This is a genomic window from Peribacillus sedimenti, from assembly GCF_046237635.1.
GTDB lineage: Bacteria > Bacillota > Bacilli > Bacillales > DSM-1321 > Peribacillus > Peribacillus sedimenti.
The window spans coordinates 1,094,401-1,112,478 of sequence record NZ_CP143547.1; the positions used below are offsets into that span (position 1 = coordinate 1,094,401).

General features: G+C 42.7%; 16 protein-coding genes. 7 read left to right on the forward strand and 9 right to left on the reverse strand.

Translation table 11 applies throughout. The features are described from left to right. Positions 1-81: 81 nt before the first annotated feature. Positions 82-318 carry an IDEAL domain-containing protein gene (locus tag V1500_RS05590; protein ID WP_409304595.1) on the reverse strand — a complete coding sequence of 79 codons (237 nt, stop codon included), beginning with the start codon at positions 316-318 and terminating at the stop codon, positions 82-84. A gap of 204 nt (positions 319-522) precedes the next feature. On the opposite strand from V1500_RS05590, the gene V1500_RS05595 reads away from it, so the two are divergent. After that, positions 523-1,098 carry a competence protein ComK gene (locus V1500_RS05595; protein ID WP_409304596.1) on the forward strand — a complete coding sequence of 192 codons (576 nt, stop codon included), beginning with the start codon at positions 523-525 and terminating at the stop codon, positions 1,096-1,098. A gap of 417 nt (positions 1,099-1,515) precedes the next feature. Here V1500_RS05595 and V1500_RS05600 read toward each other — a convergent pair whose 3' ends face one another. Then, complete coding sequence (locus V1500_RS05600) at positions 1,516-1,713, reverse strand: YwbE family protein (RefSeq protein WP_409304597.1); 198 nt, start codon at positions 1,711-1,713, stop codon at positions 1,516-1,518. A 324-nt stretch (positions 1,714-2,037) separates the two neighbouring features. On the opposite strand from V1500_RS05600, the gene V1500_RS05605 reads away from it, so the two are divergent. Next, a complete protein-coding gene (locus V1500_RS05605) occupies positions 2,038-3,225 on the forward strand; it encodes a CapA family protein (protein WP_409304598.1) in 1,188 nt (395 codons plus the stop codon). Positions 3,226-3,745: 520 nt separating this feature from the next. Here the strand turns inward: V1500_RS05605 and V1500_RS05610 are convergent. Then, complete coding sequence (locus V1500_RS05610) at positions 3,746-4,120, reverse strand: hypothetical protein (protein ID WP_409304599.1); 375 nt, start codon at positions 4,118-4,120, stop codon at positions 3,746-3,748. A gap of 317 nt (positions 4,121-4,437) precedes the next feature. On the opposite strand from V1500_RS05610, the gene V1500_RS05615 reads away from it, so the two are divergent. The 4 genes from V1500_RS05615 to addA all read left to right on the forward strand — a co-directional run bounded on the left by V1500_RS05615 (position 4,438) and on the right by addA (position 13,314). Beyond that, positions 4,438-5,049: a TVP38/TMEM64 family protein gene (locus V1500_RS05615; RefSeq protein WP_409304600.1), complete on the forward strand. Its 612-nt coding sequence runs from the start codon at positions 4,438-4,440 to the stop codon at positions 5,047-5,049. 24 nt (positions 5,050-5,073) lie between these two features. Then, positions 5,074-5,640 (forward strand): signal peptidase I, encoded by a 567-nt coding sequence (gene lepB / locus V1500_RS05620; RefSeq protein ID WP_409304601.1) that lies wholly within the window; start codon positions 5,074-5,076, stop codon positions 5,638-5,640. Between the two features lie 406 nt (positions 5,641-6,046). Continuing rightward, the gene (gene addB / locus V1500_RS05625; protein WP_409304602.1) at positions 6,047-9,544 is read left to right on the forward strand and encodes a helicase-exonuclease AddAB subunit AddB; all 3,498 of its coding nucleotides are present in this window, start codon (positions 6,047-6,049) and stop codon (positions 9,542-9,544) included. Then, positions 9,541-13,314 carry a helicase-exonuclease AddAB subunit AddA gene (gene addA / locus V1500_RS05630; protein ID WP_409304603.1) on the forward strand — a complete coding sequence of 1,258 codons (3,774 nt, stop codon included), beginning with the start codon at positions 9,541-9,543 and terminating at the stop codon, positions 13,312-13,314. Before addB ends, addA begins: the two co-directional genes overlap by 4 nt. An 834-nt stretch (positions 13,315-14,148) precedes the next feature. Here addA and V1500_RS05635 read toward each other — a convergent pair. From V1500_RS05635 to V1500_RS05660, 6 genes are all read right to left on the reverse strand, one after another. Further along, positions 14,149-14,367 carry a spore germination protein gene (locus tag V1500_RS05635; RefSeq protein WP_409304604.1) on the reverse strand — a complete coding sequence of 73 codons (219 nt, stop codon included), beginning with the start codon at positions 14,365-14,367 and terminating at the stop codon, positions 14,149-14,151. Between the two features lie 84 nt (positions 14,368-14,451). After that, the gene (locus tag V1500_RS05640; protein WP_409304605.1) at positions 14,452-14,841 is read right to left on the reverse strand and encodes a spore germination protein GerPE; all 390 of its coding nucleotides are present in this window, start codon (positions 14,839-14,841) and stop codon (positions 14,452-14,454) included. 1 nt (position 14,842) lies between these two features. Next, positions 14,843-15,022 (reverse strand): spore gernimation protein GerPD, encoded by a 180-nt coding sequence (locus V1500_RS05645; RefSeq protein ID WP_409304606.1) that lies wholly within the window; start codon positions 15,020-15,022, stop codon positions 14,843-14,845. Continuing rightward, positions 15,012-15,620: a spore germination protein GerPC gene (gerPC, locus tag V1500_RS05650; protein ID WP_409304607.1), complete on the reverse strand. Its 609-nt coding sequence runs from the start codon at positions 15,618-15,620 to the stop codon at positions 15,012-15,014. Before gerPC ends, V1500_RS05645 begins: the two co-directional genes overlap by 11 nt. Positions 15,621-15,733: 113 nt before the next feature. Beyond that, complete coding sequence (locus V1500_RS05655) at positions 15,734-15,919, reverse strand: spore germination protein GerPB (protein ID WP_409304608.1); 186 nt, start codon at positions 15,917-15,919, stop codon at positions 15,734-15,736. A gap of 31 nt (positions 15,920-15,950) precedes the next feature. Continuing rightward, positions 15,951-16,172, reverse strand: a complete 222-nt coding sequence (locus V1500_RS05660) for a spore germination protein (protein ID WP_409304609.1) — start codon at positions 16,170-16,172, stop codon at positions 15,951-15,953. 193 nt (positions 16,173-16,365) lie between these two features. Here V1500_RS05660 and V1500_RS05665 point away from each other — a divergent pair, with 193 nt between their 5' ends. Beyond that, positions 16,366-17,958 carry a long-chain-fatty-acid--CoA ligase gene (locus V1500_RS05665; protein ID WP_409304610.1) on the forward strand — a complete coding sequence of 531 codons (1,593 nt, stop codon included), beginning with the start codon at positions 16,366-16,368 and terminating at the stop codon, positions 17,956-17,958. Positions 17,959-18,078: the final 120 nt, after the last annotated feature.

An 18,078-nucleotide genomic window follows, 5' to 3' on the forward strand; every position in this document is an offset into this window, starting at 1 on the left:
GTGGAGTAAGGATCCTTTTTTATTTTGAGTATGTGACAAAACAGCAGGCAGCAAGCAGGTTTTGCTTTTATTTAGACCAGATCAGCTTCCAAGCATTCTTTCAACGATTAAGAATTCTTCGCTCAATTGAAAAAAACGATCTTTATCACGCCGGTCCAATGCATCATTTATTTCTTGTTTAATGATGGATTTACGATAGCTTAAAATGGACTCGTGAATAATCATATCAATGAGCAATTCCTTCAGGCAGGCTTCTTTCTTATTTTTATCCGTCGCATAAGACTTCACGAGTTCTGATTGGGACTTGTCATTTTTCATCAAGAACCACCCCTGACCTTTTTTTTATTATATGGAAAGGTTGCGTACATATTCAACAGAAAATTTTTAATATTTAAAAAAATTTTCTGTTTCGATAGATATGGAGGGTTATTTTTCAAATTTTTTGTGAATTTTATTTTTGAATTTACATTTTTGTATCATTATATGGGACAATCGGATTATAACAAGAAAGGGGGAACATGCATGGAAGGAGTCAAACAGGCGATTATCGAAGAATACGAAATAACACCCTATACTCTTTTAGTTATGCCAACTGCATACGGCAGCCGAATTTACTCCCGTATCATTGAATTGGAGGGAGAATACATATCTCCTTTTAAACCAATTGAAATTATAAAAAGGAGCTGTGAATACTTCGGCAGCAGCTATGATGGCAGGAAGGATGGAACAAAGAAACTGATTGGCATTACACACAAGGCACCGATTGCGATTGACCCAACCAGCTCCATTTTTTTCTTTCCTACAACCTCTCCATTGCGCCCACAATGCATTTGGATAGCTTATGAACATATTGAACACCACCAGAGAATTGATCTTTCCAATACTACAATCACATTCAGAAACAAACAAAGTATAGATGTACCTATTTCCGACAGCTCTTTTGAGAATCAGCTAATGAGGACATCGCTGTTAAAAAACAGACTTCGTCAAAGGATAGAGGAGACTGAGAGGAAATCCTTTTACATGTTTTCTCCCCGGACCCTGGAAGCATCTGAAACTAACGGCAAATATTCTTCGGGAATCCATAAGAAGAACTGATGTTGAAAGCGTTTTATAGGAGCGTTGGCTAAAGGCGTCACAAGTGGAAGGTCCACGTCGAGAGGCAACGCGGACGACCCGCGCCCAGTGTTCCTGTCAACGCTGACTGACCCGATGTTATGCGGGGCCGGCATGGGACAGAAATAGCCGGCTTGGGATGACATCCCTCCGGCTGTGTTATTCCTCTGCTCCGTTGCTAGTAGTCTGAGACTGCTGAGGGTGTACTGCCTTGTTCTGACATATCAACAGAAACATAGATGATTTAAACAAAAATTGTCTTGTAAAGCCATGACGAAAAGACACCAGGGCAGGCAATTCTGATGAGTTGCTAAGGTAGTTTAATAAGGATTGTGGCTGGCTGTTTTTACGAGCAAGCATAGCCATAGTAGATGGCTAAAGTCTGCTTTTTTCTTCTCTTCAGGCTTTGATTATTTCTTTGACTCTTCCTACCTGCCCATCTGTCAATCTTACTTTTATTCCGTGTGGATGGAAGGATGAATTGGTCAAGATATCCTTTACAATCCCATTTGTGAGCTTCCCTGTTTTCTGATCTGCCTTTAATACAATATTTACTTCGCTTCCTGGTACAATGTCGTTTCGATTTTGTCCATTCATTTGCAGCCCCCCTATCGGTTCTTCTTACTCTTCCACGTTGCTTTCGGGATTATGATCTGTGCTTTTTAGTGTTCATGCCCTATATGTATTATACCCAAAGAATTCCTGGTCACAACCCGCATCCCGCAGTACTTGGGAACTTCTGCTTATATATCTCATATGAGAAAATAATACCCTTCTATGTAAATTTTTTCTGTAAACTATATCAAACTATCTATATAATGAAATACATGAAACAAAAAACAGATACCTATCGTCCTATTATTAAAGATATTTTTGTGATTTTTAAACTAAATTACATAAACATGCCAAAAAGGGGCTTCAATGAATATGAGCGGAGCGGGGAATAGACAAAGTCAAAGCGCTAAAAGGCGCAGGAGATTGAGAAGACCGATTAGGAGATTCCTGTTACTGGCTATAGTAATCCTGACAGGAATATTTGCTTATAAATTTGTGACAAATCGGGATCAGCAGGTAACGCAGACTGTGATCGTGAAGGAATCATCTAAATCTGATACTGAGTCGCAAAAGCCTGAGGCAAAAAAAGAAAAACAACAGGAACCTGAACAACAGGAGGAACAGCCGTCACCACCTGAGCCAGTGACAGAAACAATTAAAATCAGTGCAGCAGGTGATTTTACGCTTGGTACGGATGAGAGCTTTGCCTACACCGGTTCATTCCCGGATGAGGCAGATAACCAGGGCCTTTCTTACTTTGCTGAAAAATTGGATAATATATTTAAAAAAGATGATTTCTCTTCAGTAAATCTGGAAACCACGCTGACGAATGCTACCCAAAAGGCGGAAAAAACCTTTCGTTTCAAAGGAGACCCCTCCTATGTGAAAATTCTTCAGCTGGCAGGAATCGAATCAGTGAACCTGGCGAATAACCACATCAAGGATTATCTTGAAAAAGGCTATGAGGATACAAAGGCGGTCCTGAAAAACAACAACGTTGGATACTTTGGCTATGAGAATGAATATGTTACGACAGTAAAAGGAGTAAAAATAGGTGCTCTTGGTTACGAAGGCTGGCAGGATACACCGGAACTCCGAAACAAGGTAAGCACTGCAATCACAAATTTAAGAAACCAGGGGGTTCAGATCGTACTCGTGCATTTTCACTGGGGCATAGAAAGCAACTATGTGCCAAATGAATCACAAAAAACTTTGGCACGATTTACTATAGACAGCGGGGCGGATCTGATATTGGGCCATCATCCGCATGTCGTTCAGGGAATAGAAGAATATAAGGGGAGATATATTGTCTATAGTTTGGGCAATTTTATGTTTGGAGGAAACAGAAATCCGCGTGATAAGGATACTTTTGTATTTCAGCAGACATTCTACATTGAAAATGGAAAGTTGTCCGATAAGAAAGATATGAAAATCATTCCATTTTCGATTTCTTCCGTCTCGTCAAGGAACAATTATCAGCCCACATTGTTGAAAGGTGCAGAAGCTGATAGGGTTTTGAAGAAAGTGAATGACCTTTCAGAGCAAATCAACTAACATCAACATAAAAAGAGCTGGTACGGTAAAAAATCCGTCCCAGCTTTTTTTGTTATATAAGAAAGTATATTTTAAATAAGATAATGAAAATGAATAAGTTTCCCTTGATATCCCAGTGTTAAAGCGTATATTTCGAGAGTAAATACGAGACAACATAAACTAGAATCCACAATGATATGGTATAGACGTTGCGAGAAATTAACTTCTTAATATGTGCCATAAATATATCATCCTCTCTTTTGATTCTAAATAATTGGACAGGGACCAAGGCGGGTGATTGCAATTTTGTCTTTTTTTTATCCTTCTTCTCATAAATTCAAGAATGTTGCTGCTGCTAAGCGGCGTTTATATAATGCTAGTCTATGAAGGACACGTTTATTTAGAACTTTTTCTATTGCTAGATCGAGTAGAATTATCAGGACAACAAGCCAAAGCTCAGCAGCAATAAAAGGAGTGAGCCGGGTAATCATGTCTCCCTGTGCCAACTACCCCTTACAGTTTATTTATGATTTTAGTATTTTTATGTCGGTGTTTCCTGCAGAAGTCGTTTATAAAGGTAAAAGGCCAAAAGCTCTTCAACTCGGTTCCGAAGCCTTGGATTGAAATAATTGTGGTGTTCTTCATAGCCATGATAGAGAAAACTGTACATTGTAAAAGCATCATCACGCTTAAGTTCGCTGACCTTTATATTTTCTTTTCTGAGATATTGCCTTACTTCCGCCAGCTCCCTTTGTACAATTTTTAATGCTTCCTCCACCAAATCGATATAAGGCTGGGGAAGCTTGAATGGACTTTGTTTGATGACTGTGAGATCCCTATTTAAGATTGTGGCTACCATCGGAAGATAGATGGCCTGCTCTATGATATTTCTGTCATGCTCCGGAATTCGGGTCATGGGTCTAGCTCCTTTCTGGCCTAAGCGAACATAAAACACTCTATATGTATGTATATGAAACTGTGTACGAAAAGAACACTTGTTCGCATTTATCGTAATAAATAAATTCGAAGGAATCAAGCGGATTTATGAAATTGCAAAAATAAGTGTAAAAAAGACTCCAATAGGGAACGGTTTAGAGTATATTTTATGTAAATACTCGTATAATACTTGCAATTTCGAGGGAACATGATATATCTAAGTTAGAAGTTACCCATCATATCATTCCACCGGTGATAGATCATTGTCTGCTGCGGTGTATGGCTAAGGAGAAAAAAATGGATTTTGATACAATTCGCGAGTGGCTTACTCTGGAAAATATATTAGATTTAATAAAAGAATACCGTTCGTTAGGCCTGCTTCCTGGGTTATTGCTGCCTATGCTGGAGGCCTTTTTGCCGTTTCTGCCGCTGGTCGTATTTGTACTGGCAAATGCCAGTGCTTTCGGGCTCTGGCTTGGTTTTTTAATATCGTGGGCCGGGGCAGTTACTGGATCTATGCTCGTATTTTTTATCTTCCGTAGATATGGCCAGCGTCGAATGCTAAGATTCCTGCATAAGCACAAGCAGGTTCAAAAACTAATGGATTGGGTGGACAGGCATGGTTTTGGACCATTATTCCTGCTCCTCTGTTTTCCATTTACTCCATCTGCAATCGTAAATGTTGTTGCCGGCCTTTCAAAAATCAGCCCGCTTCAATATGGCCTCGCAACAGGAGCGGGAAAAATGGTGATGATCTTCATTATCAGTTTTATAGGATATGACATTGTCTCGTTAGTAAGACAGCCAATAAGAACAGTTATTGTCATTGTTATTATTTTTATTCTTTGGTATGCAGGAAAAAGAATAGAAGTAAGATTAAATAGAGCGGTAAAGAGAGAAAATGGTTAGTAAAGCTTTGATGGGGGATGAAGAATGGCAGCTGATCATAAAAACTCTTTTAAGGATTGGTTGAAGGCTGGCATCACGGTATTAGTTTTGTTCTTCCTGATTCGGACCTTTTTCTTTTCCAGCTATGAAGTGGAAGGCCAATCTATGCAGCCTACCCTTCAGGATGGCAACAGGCTGGTAGTAAATAAGATTGGTTATCAGATAGCCGATATCCATCGTTTTGATATCATTGTTTTTCATGCGACAGATCAAGAGGATTATGTAAAGCGGGTGATCGGCCTTCCGGGAGACGACATCGTTTATAAAGACGATAACTTGTATATAAATGGCCGTAAATATCAGGAGCCATATTTAACGGGATATAAACAACCTTTCCCAGGGCAGCGTCTTACAGGAGATTTTACATTAGGGGAATTGACGGACTCCAAAACCGTTCCAAATGGGAAACTGTTCGTACTGGGAGATAATCGTTTGGGAAGCATGGATAGCCGACATTTTGGATTTATTCCAATAAGCAAGGTAGTAGGAAAGGTCGATGTCAGATACTGGCCCATCGAAGACTTCAATGTTGATTTTGTCAAGGAAAAATAATAAATTGACAGGGGATAAGCCGGCTGTATGCTGTATCGGCGTGAGGTGTTTCCCTAAATGTGAGGTCTTTTTTAGTTTGAATGTCAACGAGCAATCGTGTTTTTATACGAACATACGATTGTACTTTTTTGCAAAATTAAGGTAAAATTAAGTTATTATTACAATCTTTGAAGGCATTGGTGAACCAATGTCTTTTTCCTTTGGCAACATTGGAATATGGAAGGGAGGATTCCATTAATTAACGGCTGCCCTTTTAAAAAAACGTTCAGGTTTCTGGTATGATAGAAATTAGTCAAAAACCACTGGAAAAGTAACAACTGTAACAGTTGTAAAATGAAATTACAGGCAGTACAGTACTTGATTAACCTTAATTGGCCTGTGCCTGTTTTACAAGAGGAGGAGTTTTATGTCGCTGCGTTTTTTACTGGGCAGGTCAGGAACAGGAAAAACGTCCACTATATTGGATGAGATCCGTACAAGGCTTGATGAAAATCCTGATGGAAATCCAATCATTTATCTAGTTCCCGAGCAGATGACATTTTTATCTGAATATAAATTAATAACTAGCCCCGGTCTTGCGGGAATGATCCGTACACAGGTGTACAGCTTCACACGGCTTGCCTGGCGCGTGCTGCAGGAAACAGGCGGTATGAGCCGAATGCATCTGGACAGTGTCGGCGTTAATATGCTTATCCGGAAAATCATGGAAGAAAAGAAGGGTGACCTGAAGATGTTCAGGCGTTCCGCTGAAAAACAGGGCTTCATTGCCCAGCTGGAGGAAATGCTCACCGAATTTAAAAGGTATTGCATAACCCCCGAGCAGCTTAGGGAACAGAACAAAGATAATCCTGGTGAATCGGACGAAGGGCTCCAGGATAAATTGAATGACCTGGAAGTCATTTATCAAGCATTTGAAGATGAGCTTATCGGCAAGTACCTTGATTCGGAAGATTATTTCAGGCTTCTTGTGGAAAAGATGGCTGACTCCCCGTATATTGCTTCGGCCGATATTTATATAGACGGATTCTACAGCATTACTCCTCAGGAGCTGATGATCGTTGAAGAATTAATGAAACGTGCCAAGAATGTGACAATATCCTTGACGCTGGACCAGCCCTACAAAACCCACCCTCCGGACCCTTTAAACTTATTCCGCCAGACCGGAACCATGTATCACAGCGTTTATACAGCGGCGGAAAGGCTGGTAATTAGTCGGGACGAGGATATCATCCTGCAGGAAAAACCCCGGTTTGAACAAAGCAAAAGCCTGGACCATCTGGAAACTAATTTCAACATAAGGCCCGCCAGGAAATTTGATGGAGCAACTGATGTGACGATTTCTCCTGCGGTCAATAGAAGGGCTGAGATAGAAGGGATAGCACGCCATATTCTGCAGCTTGTCAGGGATGAAGGCTACCGCTGGCGCGACATTGCCATCCTGCTGCGAAACGGCGAGGCTTATCATGATAATATCCGTACAATATTCAAAGATTATCAGATTCCTATATTCATTGATGCGAAACGCTCTATGCTGAATCATCCGCTGATAGAGTTGATTAGATCAACCCTTGAGATTCTTCTGACCAATTGGCGGTATGAGCCTGTTTTTCGTGCGATTAAAACGGAGCTGCTTTATCCAATCAATCGGAATGCAAGTAAAGTGAGACAGCAGGTAGACCGCTTTGAAAACTATGTTCTTTCAAGGGGGATATCAGGGAATAAGTGGTCTTCCAAAGAGCGATGGGGATACAGGCGCATCAGGGGGCTTGAGCTTGTGGAACGGGCCCAGACAGAGCAGGAGAGGCGCATGGAGGATGAAGTTAACGACCTTAAACAGATGTTCAGTGAACCCATTATGCGTCTATCCCGCAGATTAAAGCGTGCGGTGAGTGGACGGGAGTTTTGTGAAGCGCTATACCTGTACCTTGAAGAGCTGCATGTACCGGAAAAATTGGACAAGCTGAAGCTCCAGGCTGAAGACGAAGGAGATTTGGTTTTAGCCAGGGAGCATGAGCAGTCATGGGATGCGGTAATTGGCCTTCTGGATCAGTTTGTAGAAATGCTCAGCGGAGAAAAGATAACGCTAAGGACCTTTCAAACCATCATAGAGACCGGATTGGAGTCATTGACATTTTCGCTGGTTCCTCCTGCGATAGACCAGGTACTCATTGCCAATTTGGACTTGTCTCGCCTGGATGATGTCAAGGCGGCATTTGTGATTGGCCTGAATGAGGGGGTCTTGCCCGGAAGAGCTGCCTCGGACGGGATATTATCCGATAACGACAGGAATAGTCTCTTAAAAGAAGGGTTTGAGGTGGCACCTGATTCCCGTACAAGGCTGCTTGACGAAGAGTTTACTGCCTATAAGGCGTTTACTACTCCTTCTACAAAATTGTATCTTTCGTATCCTCTTGCTGACGAAGAAGGAAAGACTCTGATTCCGTCAACGTATATCAAGCGTGTTTGTGAGGTACTGCCAAACGCCGCGGAATTCGTGTATATGGGCGATCCATCAGACTTGCCGGCAGAACAGCAGGTTCATTTTGCTGCCAATTATGATGTGGCACTATCCTATTTAGCTGCACAGCTGCAGCTGAAGAAACGAAATTATCCAATTCACCCTCTATGGTGGGATGTGTATAACGCATATATGGATGATGACCGGTACAAAGCTACAGCGGCCCGTGTATTGTCCAGCCTCTTTTACCAGAATCAGACGAAGCAGCTATCACAGGATACAAGCAAGAAATTATATGGAGACCATATACTGGCGAGTGTATCCAGGATGGAAATGTTCAATAGTTGTCCATTTTCTCATTTTGTAGCCCATGGCTTAAAGCTGCAGGATCGTAAAATATTCCGGCTGGATGCACCGGATATAGGTGAAATGTTCCACGGCGCATTAAAGCTTATTTCGGACTATTTACATCAAAATAAGATAGCCTGGTCCTCGTTGACAAAAGACCAATGTATGGTGCTTGCAAAGGAAGCAGTCGAACAGCTTGCGCCGAAGTTGCAGAACCAGATTCTCTTAAGCACGAACCGCCACCATTACCTAAAAAGAAAATTGGAGAATGTCATTGCAAGGGCATCCATGGTGCTGAGCGAACATGCTAAGGCAAGCGGATTTTCTCCAATTGGATTGGAATTGGGCTTCGGGAAAGACGGCCAGCTCCCTCCGCTCACCTTTACATTGAAAAACGGGACAAAAATGGAGCTTATCGGACGCATTGACCGTGTTGATCAAGCCGAGCAAGATGGCGGAGTATATCTTAGAGTATTGGATTACAAGTCGAGTGAAAAGGATTTGAATGTCAGTGAAGTATACTATGGTTTGGCACTTCAGATGCTCACCTATCTGGACATTGTCATCACTCATTCACAATCCCTTGTCGGCAAGGAAGCATTGCCGGCTGGTGTGCTATACTTCCATGTCCATAATCCTATTGTGAACTCTAATGGCTTAATTGGCATGGATGAAATCGAGAAGGCCATTTATAAAAGCTTTAAAATGAAAGGCCTCATTCTTGGCGAACCGGATGTTATCGGGTTAATGGACAATGGGTTGGAACGTGACAAGAATAATTCTTCGGATATCATTCCAGCCGGCTTTAAAAAGGATGGCAGCCTTCAGGCTAGCTCCCAGATTGCCAGCAAGGACGAGTTCGCACTGCTGAAAAATCATGTGAGAGATGCCTATCAAAGAGCAGGGGACGCCATTGTAGATGGCAATGTGGACATCACGCCATTTAAGCTGAAGGAAAAGACACCGTGCACCTTTTGTTCTTATAAATCAGTCTGCCAGTTCGATCAATCGCTGGAAGAAAATCAATTTAAAAACCTGTCACCTAAAAAACAGAATGATATTTTGGAAATTTTGAGAGCGGAGGCAGTCAAGTCATGAGTAAAACCATTATTCCGGCTAAACCAACGGATGCTACCTGGACGGATGACCAATGGAAGGCCATCTGGGCCAAGGACCAGGACATCCTTGTGGCAGCGGCGGCCGGTTCGGGTAAGACAGCCGTACTGGTAACGCGCATTATCCAAAAAATCCTGTCCGAAGAGGATCCAATAGATGTGGATGAACTGTTGGTCGTAACGTTCACAAATGCGTCTGCAGCAGAGATGAAGCATAGAATCGGCCAGGCTTTGGAAGAGGCGATCAATGCCGATCCGGGCTCACAGCATTTGCGGAAGCAGCTTGGCTTAATAAATCGTGCTTCAATCTCAACCCTGCATTCTTTTTGCCTGGAGGTAATCCGCAAATATTATTACCTTACCGACATTGACCCCGGCTTCAGGATTGCTGATTCTACAGAGGGAGAATTACTTAGAGATGAAGTAATGGATGACCTGTTTGAAGAGCATTACGGTAAAAGTGATAATGAAGATTTCTTCAGGCTTGTAGATGCGTATACGGCTGATCGAAATGACGCTGCCCTGCAGGAAATGATAAGAGCGCTCCATGAGTTTTCCCGTGCCTACCCCGACCCAGCTGAATGGCTGGATAGAGTGGTTCAGATGTATGACCTGTCGGAGGACACAATGATTGAAGATCTCCCATTCTATCCTGCACTGGCGTTTGATATAAATCTTCAGCTTCAGGCTGCGAAGGATTTATTTACTCAGGCGCTGGAACTGGCAAAGCAGCCAGGGGGACCGGCACCGCGTGCAGAAAATTATCTCGATGACCTGGCAATAACTGATCGCTTCATTTCTGCGTTTGAGGAGTCCTGGCAGCGATTATATGAAGAAATGCAAGGCTGGGCTAAATTATCGACAGCGAAACGCTGCAGCGGAGATGACTTTGATCCCGATTTATTGGAAGCGGCAGGCGAATACCGGAAAAAAGCAAAAAAAATACTGGATGGAATGAAAAATGAATTGTTCTCAAGGATGCCTGAAAGTTTCCTGAGAGACATGAGGGAATTAAAAGGCTATGCTGCGACACTTGTTGAGCTTGTAAAGGAATTTGACCGGAGATTCACTACTGCCAAACAGGAGAAAAATCTGGTGGATTTTTCCGACCTTGAGCATTATTGCCTGGAAATTCTTACAGGTGGGCGAAACGGTTTAGACAGTCTGCCATCAAGGGCGGCCCTGGATTATCGGCAGCAATTCAAAGAGGTTCTTGTAGATGAGTATCAAGATACCAACCTTGTACAAGAATCGATTTTGCGCCTTGTTACAGCCGACGGTGAATACAGTGGAAATCTTTTTATGGTAGGAGACGTGAAGCAGTCGATATACAGGTTTAGGCTGGCAGAACCTAATCTGTTTCTTGGCAAATACAACCGTTTTAATCACCAAGGAGATGGAACCGGACTTAAAATTGACCTTAATAGGAACTTCCGCAGCAGAAGAGAGGTCCTGGATGGAACCAACTATCTGTTCAAACAGCTGATGGGAGTCACGGTGGGGGAGATTGACTACGACAGTGACGCAGAACTCAAGAAGGGAGCTGCTTATCCGGAGGATAAACATTACCCAATTGAGCTCTATCTTATTAACAATAAAGATGGACAAACAGCAAACAGGGGAGAGTCCGATGCTGATGAAGCCTCCGAAGGATCAGCCGGCACATTTGACTCAGAGGAATTAGAAACCGCCCAATTAGAGGCTAGACAGATGGCCAACATCATTAAGGAAGCTATCTCAGAAAAGCATCAAATATATGACGCAAAGACAGGGAGCTATCGTTCAATTACCTATCGCGATATTGTGATCCTGCTGCGTTCTATGCCATGGGCACCGCAAATCATGGAGGAATTAAAGAAACAGGGCATTCCTGTATATGCCAACCTATCGACAGGCTACTTTGAGGCCACTGAAGTTTCCATCATGCTTTCTTTACTGAAGGTAATTGATAATCCTCAGCAGGATATCCCTCTCGTTTCTGTACTTCGCTCGCCAATTGTCGGGGTTGATGAGGAACAGCTGGCGCAAATCCGCCTGTTCAGTCCAAATACATTTGATGAAGCGGTAGCTGAGTTCTGCCGAAAGGCGAACCCGGCGGAATATCCAGAGCTTTATCACAGGATATCGGCATTTAACAAACAGTTGTCAAAATGGCGGCATTTGGCCACGATGGAGGCTCTCTCAGATTTAATCTGGATATTATATCGTGAGACAGGATTTTATGATTTTGCAGGCGGGATGCCAGGGGGCAAACAGCGCCAGGCCAATTTGAGGGCGCTCTATGACCGGGCCCGCCAATATGAGAACAGCTCTTTTCGTGGGTTATTCCGATTCTTGAGATTCATAGAAAGAATGCAGGAGCGGGGAGACGATCTTGGTGCTGCAAGAGCTCTGGGAGAACAGGAGGATGTCGTACGCTTGATGACAATCCATTCTTCAAAAGGTCTGGAGTTTCCGGTTGTCCTGATTGCAGGACTTTCAAAACAGTTCAATATGATGGATATCAGAAAATCCTATTTGCTGGATAAGGAATTTGGATTTGCATCCAAATATGTCAATCCTGAATTGAGACTTACCTACCCGTCACTTCCGCAGATTGCATTCAAGAAGAAGAAGCGGCTGGAAATGGTTGCGGAAGAAATGCGGGTACTGTATGTGGCATTAACCCGGGCGAAGGAAAAGCTGTATTTAATAGGGACGCTGAAGGATGCGGAGAAAAGTCTGCAGAGCTGGAGAGCCGGGGCAGCCAATGATGCCTGGCTGCTGAAGGATAATGTCCGGGCCAGCGCCAAAAGCTTTATGGACTGGATTGGCCCTTCTATTATAAGGCATAGGTCTGTAAGCTCCATCCCGATTCAATTATCGACTCCGGCACATCCCGAGATTGTCGAACATCCTTCCCAATGGCAGATTCAAATAGTTCCGAACGAGGAACTAAGAACGGATATTGAGGAAGAAAAAGCCGAATACGACCAATGGCTGGATTCTGTGAAAAACTTAGAGCCGGTGGCACTGGAATCGGAATTCAAGGGGAAAGTTTTGGGACAGCTGCAGTGGGCATATGCCCATCAGCAAGCTGCAGTGCATAGATCTAAACAGTCTGTTTCCGAATTAAAGAGGCAGTATGATTTGAAGGATGAGCAGAGCTCGACTGACCTGCTGCGCAGATTCAAACGGCCTATACAGACACGGCCGGCATTCATGCAGGAAAAATCATTGACTCCGGCTGAGCGGGGAACGATTACCCACCTTGTCATGCAGCATATAAATGTAAACGAGATAATCTCTGCCGAAAAGGTACAACAGTTAGTTGAGAGGATGATAACAAGGGAACTGCTGACAGAGGAGCAAAGTGATGCTGTCGATATCGAAGCAGTCGTTGCTTTCTTTAACAGCTCCATAGGTCAGCGCCTGAAGAAAGCAAAAAAATTAAAAAGGGAAGTCCCTTTTACAATGTCGATTCCCGCCAGCCAGGTTTATACCGATTGGTCTGGCGATGACGAGCAAATATTAGTACAGGGGATCATTGATTGTGTTTTCGAAGATGAAAGGGGAGTCGTGCTCCTGGATTATAAAACAGATGCAATCACCAATCGCTTTGCAAATGGTTTTGCAGGAGCAAAAGAAATTCTTTCAGACCGTTATCGTATTCAGCTTGATTTGTATACAAGGGCCGTAGAAGATATTCTAAAAATAAAAGTAAGCGAGCGTTATCTATTTTTCCTTGACGGCGCCCATTTGCTGGAGGTTTGATGTAACCCCTGTTGCACAAACGTTAAAGGAGTATAAAATTTTCAGATTTCATACTCCTTTTTTATATACATTGAACTAAAGTTTTCCTCCATGATATGGCTGTTGAATTTTGTGAAGCGCTCGCTTTCCGTTGGGCAGCATGATTTAGCGCCTGTGGGGTCTCCCTGTGCCTGCTTGTTGAGCTGGACTTTGAAAGGGCTTCCTCGAATATGGCTAGGCACGGAAAAAATACCATGGCATTTTCGACGAGTCACGCACCTTTCACTCCAATTAACAGGTTGCTTATATAGATGGTACCAAATGAAAGACCAAAATCTTTAGTCCAACTTATTATAGATAAGGAAGTATGACTTTTTTTAGACTGATACAGCTTCGACGTCAACGATGTACTGGTGCCTGTCGTCGCAGTACGTGGTAATCTTAGTCTGCCCTAAGGTCATAAGCCACCCTTTTCGGGAAGACAGGCCTTCCTGCAAGCTGCTTCTTATGCTTGGCGGAGTTGCACAGGAAGTGCTGAAATTGGCGTTTGTTATAGGAAGGAGCAGTAATTAGGAGAGGGCATGTGATCAGGGTGCTTGCGCTTTTTTTTTCAATGCAGCACTGAGAGGGAAGCGGCACAGGACACTATGTATTACTATTCTTAGAATGGAATGGGCCTTTATATCAATTCCAATGATTGGGTAATAAAAGGTGATCAGAGGTATCCGCTATTTTGAAAACAATTACACTTTTGTACTGCTATACTTGCCTCGTAGATTATTAACATTTCCATAAAAAGAGAACAGCATAAGGCTGATAACCCTAGGCTGCCCACAATAATACTGGTTAGCTTTTTTAATTATTTCCTGCTATAGGCTGATCGATGCCTTGCAAATCCACAATATTATTTAAATTTAGCCCGCTTGCGGGGAACAGCGCAAATCCAGTATTGAACGAGCCGGAGCCATTAAAGGTTTTTGATGCGCTTTTAGGGGATGTTACCAGTGTGTCACCGAATTGAAGTACACCGCCGGTGACATTTATTACTTGAATTGGTCCAACAACTGCTGGCATATCAAAACATCCTTTTCTTTAGACTTTGCACTTGATTAAGCTATTTTTGGAGACTCCCGAAAATTTGTTGTGCAGCATGATTCATCACTCCTCATCTAAAGAGCCGGTTACCCCTGTATGCTGTCTTATATGTTTTATGGCAGAGCGCATTCTTACATTCCTTACGTTTCCGATTCCAATTACGGATGAAGCTGAGGCCCCTATGATATTGAGACTCTCAACACTTATAAAAGGGTGGGGATTATTTACAGTCATCCATAATGGTTCATAAATCAACAGCTGGGGTGGAGTAAATGTGAAAATTGGATCTGTAAGGTTTTTTCCTTCCTGTCCGGAATAGTCGGCTTCTTCGCGCTGGAGTGCAAAGTTATTGGAATTTCCATCAATCATATTGACATCGCCAATCTGAAAGACAGAACTGAAAACCAAGGTTTTCAGCGAAATTCTGTTCACTCTAGAGATTCTTGAAAACATACTAACCTACTGGATTGAACGGCACAGTAGGCCCGATGATTAAGGACTCTGGCGGCGTATCAAAAGCGGATGCAAGCTGAATTGTTTGTGTATCGCCGATAAGGACGAGTGACGATGCCGAAACTGCAAGTATATCGATGCTTCCGACTGTAAGCCTGCAGTTAGTGATGTTAAGTTCCATTTGGGTTGGCACCCCCTGTCTGCGTATTGGTTATAAATTGCCTTATGGCATGGTAAATATCGTTTTTTAATTGACTGGTTATTTTTTCTTTTATGCTGCTGATTTGTTCCGAAGAGTGTTCTGTATTCGGTATTTTGTTCATGTACATTTCTATGCGCCCCTCCAGCTGTCTCGCAAGGTCATATTTAATGAACTCCTGATAAGAGGGATCGAGAGGTTGCCCGCTTTCTTGTTCTGCTGCTTGTATCATTTTATCAGTATCATTCACAATATCGGCCTGAATATCCTGAATTAGGTCTTTTCTTCCGGGAAATGGGGCAGTATTCATACCCGGTACCATTCCATTGACGGACAATTCATCCATCTGGTTTAAGTCTTGCGGATTGAGGCCGATGTGTAAGGTGCCCTCCAGTGTTTCGACTTTCAGCTGGTCAAATTTATATTCCAATCTCTCAATATTTACATGAGGTCTTTCTGTTAAATCGGCAACCTGTTTTTTTAATGCTTGAAGTTCAGTTTCTAAATGAGCGATTCGCTGGTTCTGGGATTCAAGGTATTTCTGCATCTGATAGGTATAGTTATAAAATTCATTGTTCAAACAGGAGTTCACCTCCTCTCGGGCTAAACGGAGTTGTGGCATCAACATTATCCAACTTATGCGTTGTATTGCATAGAGGTGAGGTCCCGGCTCATTGTTTCAGTGAACGGACTTTAGGTGGTGGCAACAGTTGTCTCACCGCTTAACTGTGGAGCAGGAGCTGTAAAGCCTCCAGTATTAGCGAGTGTGGATAATGGCTTAATGATTCCTGCACTTCCGATTTGGAACACTGAGGAATTTCCTATATTATTTATTTTTATCATGTTAATCTGTATAGTCTGATAGATATTCAAAATCATCAGAACAACCTCCCAAGACGCATCACATATTTTATAATGTCAGTGTAATAGGCTGATCGGCAGCGTCGGTATCTAACGTATTCGTTGAGTTTTGTGCGTTATATACTGAAACTTGCTCACCTGTATTAAATGAACCGGCACCTGCAAATGTCTTGGTGACAGAATTTGGACCGATATGAAAAACGTCCCCTATATGAAATACGCCGCTGGAACCGATATTGATAATCTGGATTGCACCGACAATCGCCGGCATAGGAATCACCCTTTTTATCGAAATCCTATATTATTGTATGTGCATTATACCTAAATGTGCGTCCGGAAGCCTGTGGAAGTATAGTTCTACAAAAAATTACTGCTGAATGCCTGTATGCTCTATGTTTTAAAGCTAATCTTCGATATGTTAGAATAAAATTAGTTAGAATATTAAAATAATTAGGGGTGGCAATATGGATGTTCCTTTGGTGTTAACGCATTTTTTGGATAGGGCTGTAACGTTGTATGGGGAAAAGCGTGCTGTGATTACGGAAGACCGTGAATTTACATATCGGGAGCTAAATAGCCGAGTTAACCAATTATCATATGGACTGAGGAATCTGGGTGTGGAAAAGGGAGACCGGGTTGCATTTCTTGCCCCTAACACGGTTGAAATGCTGGAGGGATTTTACGCTGTCTTTCAGCTCGGAGCAATTATGGTTCCGTTAAATATCCGGTTGACTCCGGATGATTATGTTTTTATTTTGAATCATAGCGAGTCCAAAATTCTGTTTGTAGATCAGGATTTATATCATCTGATAAAACCCGTTAAGCAGAAATTAGAAAGTGTAGAGCATATCATCGTCCATTATAAGAATGAGGAAACTAATGAAACCGATTACAATGTGTGGCTGGCGAACCAGGAAGGCAGCGCATTCAAAAGGGCTGAAATTCATGAAAATGATGTATGCAGCCTGCTGTATACAAGTGGAACGACAGGCAAGCCCAAAGGAGTGATGCTTACCCACCGAAATAACTATCTTCACGCACTCAGCTCCATGCATCATTTAAGGGTCACAGATCAAGATATTTACCTTCATGTGCTTCCAATGTTCCATGTCAACGGCTGGGGTGCGCCATTTTATTACACCGCTAACGGGGCCACACACATTTGCCTAAAAAAAGCCACACCGGAAAATATATGTAACGCTGTGAAGAACCACAATGTAACGGTTATGCATATGGCTCCGACCGTTTTAAATTCCCTGCTGCAGTATTTCGCTGTCCACACCCCATCCATTGAACAATCTGTTAGGGTGGTTATTGCGGGCTCAGCGCCTCCTCCAGCTTTTGTAAAGCGCGTGGAACAAGAATTGAAATGGGAATTTATCCAGGTATATGGAATGACAGAAAGTACGCCCTTAAGCCTGATTTCCACCATTCGTTCGCAGCTTAGCGACCTCCCGATGGAGGAGCAGTTCAGTATAAAAGCAAAAGCCGGTTATCCGATGATAGGCTGCGATGTGAAGGTTGTAAAAGATGACGGAACAGAAGTGGAGCATAATGGAAAAGAGATTGGGGAGGTCATTACCAGAAGCCACGGTGTAATGAAGGGTTATTGGAAAAATGAAGAAGCTACCATGGAAACAATAAGGAATGGATGGCTCCACACTGGTGATATGGGGACGGTGGATGAATATGGGCACATCGACATTGTCGACAGAAAAAAGGATATCATTATCAGCGGAGGAGAGAATATCTCTTCGATTGAGGTGGAAGGAGTGCTTTATGAACATCCGGCTATCCTGGAAGCCGCTGTCATTGCTATTCCCCATGAAAAATGGGGCGAAACTCCGCATGCATTTGTAGTTGAAAAGAATAAAGGAATGGTTACTGAAGAAGAAATTATTGCATTTTCCAGGGAGAGATTGGCTCATTTCAAAGCGGTCACCGGGGTGACTTTTATAGGTGAGCTGCCGAAAACCGCTTCTGGCAAGATTCAGAAGATGCGGCTGCGTGAGGAATATTGGAATACTGAAACAACATCTGGCAGGTTTGTGAATTAAGATATCATACAGTACCGCTGTATTAAAACAAAACACTTAATGCACATCTTTCACTATTTCTGCGAAGCCAGCGTCCGGATTTATAAAATATCCTTTCCAACGAATTTACAGACTGATAGG

Excerpts from the sequence above, each read along its gene's own strand:
- V1500_RS05590 (WP_409304595.1), bottom strand. The coding sequence starts at position 318 with ATGAAAAATGACAAGTCCCAATCAGAACTCGTGAAGTCTTATGCGACG.
- V1500_RS05595 (WP_409304596.1), top strand. The coding sequence starts at position 523 with ATGGAAGGAGTCAAACAGGCGATTATCGAAGAATACGAAATAACACCC.
- V1500_RS05600 (WP_409304597.1), bottom strand. The coding sequence starts at position 1,713 with ATGAATGGACAAAATCGAAACGACATTGTACCAGGAAGCGAAGTAAAT.
- V1500_RS05605 (WP_409304598.1), top strand. The coding sequence starts at position 2,038 with ATGAATATGAGCGGAGCGGGGAATAGACAAAGTCAAAGCGCTAAAAGG.
- V1500_RS05610 (WP_409304599.1), bottom strand. The coding sequence starts at position 4,120 with ATGACCCGAATTCCGGAGCATGACAGAAATATCATAGAGCAGGCCATC.
- V1500_RS05615 (WP_409304600.1), top strand. The coding sequence starts at position 4,438 with ATGGATTTTGATACAATTCGCGAGTGGCTTACTCTGGAAAATATATTA.
- lepB (WP_409304601.1), top strand. The coding sequence starts at position 5,074 with ATGGCAGCTGATCATAAAAACTCTTTTAAGGATTGGTTGAAGGCTGGC.
- addB (WP_409304602.1), top strand. The coding sequence starts at position 6,047 with ATGTCGCTGCGTTTTTTACTGGGCAGGTCAGGAACAGGAAAAACGTCC.
- addA (WP_409304603.1), top strand. The coding sequence starts at position 9,541 with ATGAGTAAAACCATTATTCCGGCTAAACCAACGGATGCTACCTGGACG.
- V1500_RS05635 (WP_409304604.1), bottom strand. The coding sequence starts at position 14,367 with ATGCCAGCAGTTGTTGGACCAATTCAAGTAATAAATGTCACCGGCGGT.
- V1500_RS05640 (WP_409304605.1), bottom strand. The coding sequence starts at position 14,841 with ATGTTTTCAAGAATCTCTAGAGTGAACAGAATTTCGCTGAAAACCTTG.
- V1500_RS05645 (WP_409304606.1), bottom strand. The coding sequence starts at position 15,022 with ATGGAACTTAACATCACTAACTGCAGGCTTACAGTCGGAAGCATCGAT.
- V1500_RS05655 (WP_409304608.1), bottom strand. The coding sequence starts at position 15,919 with ATGATTTTGAATATCTATCAGACTATACAGATTAACATGATAAAAATA.
- V1500_RS05660 (WP_409304609.1), bottom strand. The coding sequence starts at position 16,172 with ATGCCGGCGATTGTCGGTGCAATCCAGATTATCAATATCGGTTCCAGC.
- V1500_RS05665 (WP_409304610.1), top strand. The coding sequence starts at position 16,366 with ATGGATGTTCCTTTGGTGTTAACGCATTTTTTGGATAGGGCTGTAACG.